Source organism: Caulobacter sp., from assembly GCF_049283275.1.
Taxonomy (GTDB): Bacteria; Pseudomonadota; Alphaproteobacteria; order Caulobacterales; family Caulobacteraceae; genus Caulobacter.
Genome location: NZ_JBAPVS010000159.1, coordinates 1 through 6,669, shown reverse-complemented (window position 1 = coordinate 6,669; position 6,669 = coordinate 1). Strand labels below are relative to the sequence as shown.

6 protein-coding genes are annotated in these 6,669 nt (G+C 66.8%); 3 read left to right on the top strand and 3 right to left on the bottom strand.

The genetic code is table 11. The features are described from left to right. Positions 1 to 64: 64 nt before the first annotated feature. Both WAL33_RS08635 and WAL33_RS08630 read right to left on the bottom strand, forming a co-directional pair. Positions 65 to 1,237, bottom strand: a complete 1,173-nt coding sequence (locus tag WAL33_RS08635; RefSeq protein ID WP_422180441.1) for a carboxynorspermidine decarboxylase — start codon at positions 1,235 to 1,237, stop codon at positions 65 to 67. A 13-nt stretch (positions 1,238 to 1,250) separates the two neighbouring features. Then, the gene (locus tag WAL33_RS08630) at positions 1,251 to 2,456 is read right to left on the bottom strand and encodes a saccharopine dehydrogenase C-terminal domain-containing protein (RefSeq protein WP_422180439.1); all 1,206 of its coding nucleotides are present in this window, start codon (positions 2,454 to 2,456) and stop codon (positions 1,251 to 1,253) included. 327 nt (positions 2,457 to 2,783) lie between these two features. On the opposite strand from WAL33_RS08630, the gene WAL33_RS08625 reads away from it, so the two are divergent. Then, positions 2,784 to 4,043: an EAL domain-containing protein gene (locus tag WAL33_RS08625; protein ID WP_422180437.1), complete on the top strand. Its 1,260-nt coding sequence runs from the start codon at positions 2,784 to 2,786 to the stop codon at positions 4,041 to 4,043. Here the strand turns inward: WAL33_RS08625 and WAL33_RS08620 are convergent. Continuing rightward, positions 4,040 to 5,554, bottom strand: a complete 1,515-nt coding sequence (locus WAL33_RS08620; RefSeq protein WP_422180435.1) for a calcium-binding protein — start codon at positions 5,552 to 5,554, stop codon at positions 4,040 to 4,042. The genes WAL33_RS08625 and WAL33_RS08620 overlap by 4 nt on opposite strands. A 128-nt stretch (positions 5,555 to 5,682) precedes the next feature. Here WAL33_RS08620 and WAL33_RS08615 point away from each other — a divergent pair, with 128 nt between their 5' ends. Further along, the gene (locus tag WAL33_RS08615) at positions 5,683 to 6,081 is read left to right on the top strand and encodes a hypothetical protein (protein ID WP_422180433.1); all 399 of its coding nucleotides are present in this window, start codon (positions 5,683 to 5,685) and stop codon (positions 6,079 to 6,081) included. Positions 6,082 to 6,131: 50 nt separating this feature from the next. Further along, positions 6,132 to 6,599 (top strand): GNAT family N-acetyltransferase, encoded by a 468-nt coding sequence (locus WAL33_RS08610; RefSeq protein WP_422180431.1) that lies wholly within the window; start codon positions 6,132 to 6,134, stop codon positions 6,597 to 6,599. The last annotated feature ends 70 nt before the right edge of the window (positions 6,600 to 6,669 follow it).

Below are 6,669 nucleotides of genomic sequence, written 5' to 3'. Positions count from 1 at the left end.
GACCAGGCTCAAATCAGAGGCGTAAAAAAACCTCATCCTGAGCTTGTCGAAGGACGAGGTTTTGTCAGGAAAGACGATCGCGGAAGTCGGCGTAGTCGAATTGCCGAACCAGCCTCAGGGCGCCGGTGTCGCTGTTCCACAGGGCGATGGCCGGCAGGGGCACGCCGTTGAAGGTGTTGGTCTTGACCATCGAATAGTGGGCCTGATCGAGGAACGCGATGCGGTCGCCCGCTCGCGGCCGCGCGGCGAACACGTAGTCGCCGATGATGTCGCCGGCCAGGCACGAGGGCCCGCCGATCCGGACCGTGACGCCCGCCTCCCCTTCGCCCAGCATCGCCGGGCGGTAGGGCGCTTCGATGACGTCGGGCATGTGGCAGGTGGCCGAGATGTCGGTGACGGCCACCGGCATGGCGTTGTCGAAGGTGTCGAGGATCTCGCCGACCAGGATGCCGGCGTCCAGGGCGATGGCCTCTCCCGGTTCCAGATAGACCTGGACCCCGTGGCGTTCGGCGATCTGCCGCAACAGCACGACCAGGTCGTCGATCCGGTAGTCGGCCCGGGTGATGTGGTGGCCGCCGCCGAGGTTCAGCCATTTCAGGCCGCCCAGCAGGCCCTCCAGCCTGGGCTCCAGCGACGCCCAGATCCGCTGCAGGGGCTCGAAGCCCTGCTCGCACAGGGCGTGGATGTGCAGGCCGTCGATCCCTTCAAGATGCTCAGGCCGCAGTTGCGACACCGGAAAGCCCAGGCGCGATCCCAACTGGCAGGGATCGTACTTGGCCACCTCGGCCTCGCTGTGCTCGGGGTTCAGGCGCAGGCCGATGTCGAACACCTGGCCCTGGGCGCGGGCCGCGGCGATCAGGTCGGCGAACCGCGCGACCTGGTCGGGCGAATTGAAGATCACCGAGTCCGACAGCCGCAGGATCTCGGGCAGGTCCTCGCGCTTGTAGGCCGGCGAATAGGTGGTCAGGTGGCCGTGATAGTGCTCGCGCGCCAGCCGCGCCTCCCACAGGCCCGAGGCGCAGACGCCGTCCAGGTGCGCGCCCACCAGATCGGCCAGCGACCACATCGAGAACGCCTTCAAGGCCAGCAGCACCTTGGCGCCGGCCCGCTGGCCCACGTCCCGCAGCGTGGCGAGATTGCGCGTCACCGCCACCTCGTCGACCACGAAACAGGGCGACGGGACGCGGGTCAGATCAAAGCGTGCGAAGGCGCCGGGACCGGCCGCTTGGGTTTGCATGGGGCGGAACCGATCAGAAGGCCAGCGGGGCGTCCAGGTCCTGGACCTTCCAGGGCAGGCCCTGCTGGTTCAGCATGGCCATGAACGGGTCGGGATCCAGCTGCTCCATGTTGAACACGCCCGCGCCCTTCCATTGGCCGGTCAGCATCAGGGCCGCGCCGATCATCGCCGGCACGCCCGTGGTGTAGCTGACCGCCTGGTTGCCGGTCTCGGCATAGGCTTCCTCGTGGTCGCAGACGTTGTTGACGTAGACCGTGCGGGCCTTGCCGTCCTTCACGCCCGTGGCGATGGTGCCGATATTGGTCTTGCCCTTGGTGATCGGGCCCAGCGAGGCCGGCTCGGGCAGCAGAGCCTTGAGGAACTCGATCGGGATGATCTCGCGCCCCTGGAACATCACCGGATCGATCCGCGTCATACCCACGTTCTGCAGCACGTCCAGGTGCTTGAGGTAGGAATCGCCGAAGGTCATCCAGAACCGGATGCGTTTGATCTCCGGGTAGAACTTGGCCAGGGACTCCAGCTCCTCGTGGTACATCAGGTACATGTTCTTCGGACCGACCTGGTCGAAGTCGAAGACCTGCTTGTGCGACAAGGCCGGCCCCTCGATCCACTGGCCGTTCTCCCAGTGCCGCGAGGGGGCGGTCACTTCGCGGATGTTGATTTCCGGATTGAAGTTGGTGGCGAACGGCAGGCCGGTGTCGCCGCCGTTGCAGTCCAGGATGTCGAGCGTGTCGATCCGGTCCAGCAGGTGCTTCTTGGTGTAGGTGGAGAACACCGAGGTCACGCCCGGGTCGAAACCGCTGCCCAGCAGCGCCATCAGGCCCGCGTCCCTGAAGCGGTCCTGATAGGCCCACTGCCAGCTGTACTCGAACTTGGCCTCTTCGCGGGTCTCGTAATTGGCCGTGTCCAGATAGCTGACCCCGGCCGCCAGGCAGGCGTCCATGATCGCCAGATCCTGGTAGGGCAGCGCCAGATTGACCACCAAAGCGGGCTTCACGGCCTTGATCAGCGCCGTGGTCGCGGCCACGTCGTCAGCGTCCAGCGCGGCCGTGTCGACGGTCACGCCGGTCCGCTGCTTCACGGACAAGGCGATGGCGTCGCACTTGGATTTCGTGCGGCTCGCCAGCGTGATGTGCGAGAAAATGTCCTTGTTCATCGCCATCTTGTGGACCGCGACCGAACCGACGCCGCCGGCGCCGATAACCAGAACCCTGCTCATCCGGGCCTCTCCTAACGCTCAAAAACCTCTAGCAGCTATAGCCGCTTGTGACGGGGGGCGGGGGTCTTATCACACTGAGGACCGGTCCGCGAACCGTCCTTGACGCACCTTTTTGAGGGCCGCGCCTGCCCGTTATGGTTTAACTGCGTGACACTATATGCTTCGCAGCGGCCGTAAGAGGGTCATCATTTGCCGGCGGCGACGGTAGGACACGGTGCCAACCCGCTTATGGTTAAGGCGCGACCTAATGGCTCACGGGCGTTAATCTGTTCGACTAACGGCTCGCGCGGCTCGCATACTGAGCTTGACGATTCGTAGGGATATCGAATGCGAAGGCTGATGCTGGCGCTGTTGACCGGCGCCTATCTCTGTCTGGCCTTGGTTGTCTCCCTCGCCCTCTGGCGGATGGGAGCGGCGCCGGCTGTCGGCCTGGCCGCCTTCATCGGCGCCATGGGCCTGTGTTTCGCCGTGCACGGCGTGATCGCCAATGTCCTGCAGGGCGCGGCCCTGCGCGTCGACATCGAGACCATCCGCGAGGCCCACGGCATCCTGCTGGAGCAGGTCGAGAAGGTGGACGCCCGCATCACCGGCCTGCTGGAGACCGTCGCCGACGACGCCCAGCGCCGCTCCGCCGAACTGACCAGCGAGGTCCACCAGCTGGAGGACCTGGTCGTGCGCATGAGCGATCGCCTCGAGCACCAGCTCAGCTATCATGTCGAAGCCGCCCGCGCCGAGCCGCGCGGCCGCTCGCAGCAGTCCAGCGCCCTGATCGAGACCGTGCAGGACGCCCTGGCCGACAACCGCGTCGACCTCTACCTGCAGCCGATCGTCAGCCTGCCCCAGCGCCGGACCGTCTTCTACGAAAGCTTCTCGCGCCTGCGCGACGAGAGCGGTCGCGTGATGATGCCGGCCGAATACCTGGCCGTGGCCGAACCCGAGGGTCTGACGGCCGCGATCGACAACCTGCTGCTGTTCCGCTGCATGCAGATCGTCCGCCGCCTGGCCAAGCAGGACCGCAAGGTCGGGATCTTCTGCAACATCTCGCTGGCCAGCCTGGCCGACGAGGCGTTCTTCGCCCAATTCCTGGAATTCCTGCAGGTCAACAAAGACCTGCACGGCGCCCTGATCTTCGAACTGGGCCAGCAGGCGTTCAACGAGCGCGGCCCGGTCGAGGCCCGCCACATGGCCCGCCTGGCCAGCCTGGGCTTCCGCTTCAGCCTCGACAAGGTCACCGACCTGGACCTGGACTTCCAGGACCTGGCCCGCGCCGACGTCAAGTTCCTCAAGGTCGGCGCCCAGATGATGCTGGACCAGCTGGAAGACCAGGACGGCAAGCTGGTCATCGCCTCGCTGCCAGACCTGAACGCCGAGGACTTCGCCGGCCTGACCCGTCGCTACGGCATCGAGGTGATCGTCGAGAAGGTCGAGCACGAGCGCCAGGTCGCCGAGGTGCTGGAGCTCGACATCGGCTACGGCCAGGGCCACCTGTTCGGCGAGCCCCGCGCCATCCGCGACTCGATCATCGCCGAAGCCGACATGCCCCAGGACTTCATGCGCGGGGCCCTGCGCCGACGGGCCGGGCGCTAGAGCAGCACGTCGCTCGCCACGATCGGGTTCATCACCGTGAAGAAGGCGAAATCATTCGGCCCCACCACCGTGACCTGCGTGACGCCGTCGGTCGTCCACAGCGCCACCGAGGCGCCGGCGAACTGCCGCGCATCGATCTTGTCCACGCCGGTCTGGAAATCCCAGATCGTGTTGCTGCGGAAGGTCTCGATGTCGATCGGGCTGTCGATCCGGTTGAGCATGAAGGTGTCCGCCCCCGCCCCGCCGTAGAAGTCGTCATAACCCACGCCGCCGTCGAGGATGTCGTCGCCGTCGCCGCCGTAGAGGTCGTCGTCGTCGTCGCCGCCGAAGATCCTGTCGTTCCCGGCCTCGCCGTAGAGAATGTCGTTCCCGGCATTGCCCCACATCACGTCCGCGCCGCCGCCGCCATAGCCCAGGTCGGCGCCTTCCAGCAGGTGGACCTCGTCATTGCCGCCGCCGGCGCTGACGGTGTCGGCGCCCGTGCCGGCGTCGATATAGTCCGCGCCGCTGGACCCGGTGATGGAGTCGTTGCCCGCGTCGCCGTTGAGGATGAAGCTGCCGCCGTCGATCGCGACGATGATGTCGGCGCCCGTTCCGCCCGAAACATAGCCGCCGCGCGCCTGGATGTAGTCGGCTCCGTCGCCGCCGAATATCCCGTCATTGAGCGAGCCGCCATAGATCCAGTCGTCGCCGGCCCCGCCATCGATCGACGAGGCGTTGGCCGAGCCGTGGAGCGTGTCGGAATTGATGCTGCCGCTCTGAATGCCCCAGCCGCCGTCCGTCAGGACGAAGGCCTGGGACTGGCCGCCGCTGATCACCGTGTTCAGATCCAGGCCGAAGCCCGGCGCCAAGCCGTCCTTATAGGGATTGATGTCCGCCGCGTGGGCCAGGGTGTTGAACACCGAATTACTGTTTTGAATCAGGAAGTTGTAATTCAGGTTGGCGTTGTCGATCGCCGTCGCCGCCGTTTGCAGCGCCGCGTTCATCGATGCGGCCAGGCCTGCGTTCTGCTGGGTGCCGGCCACGGCGAACAGCCGCTGGTCGCCGGTGGACTGCAGACCATGGGAATCGCTTTCCCAACTGGTCACCACCACGTCCAGCCGACGGCCGTCGTTGGCGGGCGTGCCAGGCGTGCTGTCGCCCGGGCGGGCGGTGTAGAGGGTGCTGTTGCCCGTTTGGTCGATATAGATCCACTGCCGGTGCTCGGCGCCCAGCAACACATCGAACTCGCCCTGATAGAGCCCCGGCGGCAGGACGTCCGACAGTTTCAGCCCCAAGGCGCTCATCAGGGATTTGCTGGTCGCCGACAGCACCCCCGTGTTCAGCACCTGGGCGCGCAGGCTCGTCACCATCTCGGCCAGAAACTGATCGCCGTTGTATTGGGCCAGGGCGGCGCCGATCTGGGTGTTGAGGGTCGAGGCCGACTCGACCGGCACCGAGGTGTAGGAGTCAAAGCCGATGCTCCCCCCCGGGCGCGTGCCGATCACAATGACGGGTGAAACCTCGGTCATGGCCACCTCCCTGCGGGTCGCATCGCCCGTTCGATGAGGGAGGATGAGCTATTCCATAGATTGAGTCGAGTCGATATTGCCATCTAAAGGTGGGGGCGTATGCTGCCGCCGCGTATTAGGATGGGGCCATGACCATGCGCGATCTGAAGCGGTCGACAGCCGTGTTGCTGGGCGCGGCGCTCCTGGGCGTCGGCGCCGACGCCGGGGCGGCGTCGACTGACGGCGGCCTGCTGGCCGGGATGGACGGCATGCGGGAGGAAGACGCCAACCGGCTGCTGCGCGAGCGGATCGAGGCGCGGGCCTCCGTCGGCGCGGCTGACGCGCCTCTGGCCGAGTGGCTGTCCTCGGAAGGGTTCAAGATCAAGCGCCTGCCCATCGCCTTGCGCCCGGCGGTCGCGTACGCCGAGGCCTCCAAGACCACCGGCCCACCCGTATGCCGCCGGGAGGCGCTGGTGAAGTGGCGCACAGCGGCCGACGGGACCATCACCTGGCTGTACGCCCACTACGGCATCAGCGCCTGTCTTTGAGCGGCGGGGGCCTCTGGACATAGAGGCCAAAGCACGGCTTCGTCGCGCCCATGCTGATCGAAGCCGCTGACGCCCATTTCGCCGCCCTGATCGCCGGGGGTTCTCCAGACGGCCTGACCGTCGCCGAAGGCGGGGTCGAAGCGCCGGAGGTGCTGGCCATGCTGCGCGGCCTGTCGGCCGAGGTCGGCGAGAGCTTCGAGCCCAACGCCTGGCTGATCGTCGAGGACGGCGAAGTGGCGGGCCTGACCTCGCTGGTCCGCACGCCCTATGTCGGCGAAACGGTGATGATCGGCTACGGCGTCGCCGCCTCGCGCCGGGGTCGGGGGATCGCCACGCGGGCGGTGGCCGACCTGCTGGCCTGGGCCCGGGCCGACCACCGGGTGTCCACCGTCACCGCCGAGACCGCGGTCGACAACATCGCTTCGCACAGGGTGCTGGAGGCCAACGGTTTCACGCGCTCGGGCGAGCGGACCGACGAGGAGGACGGCCAGCTGTTCTGCTGGTCGGTGGAGGTTTAGGGCCCTCGGCATCCGGCCCTTCCCTCACGTCCCGTCATTCCCGCCCGTGTGGCGGGAACCCCGGGTTCAG

Excerpts from the sequence above, each read along its gene's own strand:
- WAL33_RS08625 (WP_422180437.1), top strand. The coding sequence starts at position 2,784 with ATGCGAAGGCTGATGCTGGCGCTGTTGACCGGCGCCTATCTCTGTCTG.
- WAL33_RS08635 (WP_422180441.1), bottom strand. The coding sequence starts at position 1,237 with ATGCAAACCCAAGCGGCCGGTCCCGGCGCCTTCGCACGCTTTGATCTG.
- WAL33_RS08630 (WP_422180439.1), bottom strand. The coding sequence starts at position 2,456 with ATGAGCAGGGTTCTGGTTATCGGCGCCGGCGGCGTCGGTTCGGTCGCG.
- WAL33_RS08615 (WP_422180433.1), top strand. The coding sequence starts at position 5,683 with ATGACCATGCGCGATCTGAAGCGGTCGACAGCCGTGTTGCTGGGCGCG.
- WAL33_RS08610 (WP_422180431.1), top strand. The coding sequence starts at position 6,132 with ATGCTGATCGAAGCCGCTGACGCCCATTTCGCCGCCCTGATCGCCGGG.
- WAL33_RS08620 (WP_422180435.1), bottom strand. The coding sequence starts at position 5,554 with ATGACCGAGGTTTCACCCGTCATTGTGATCGGCACGCGCCCGGGGGGG.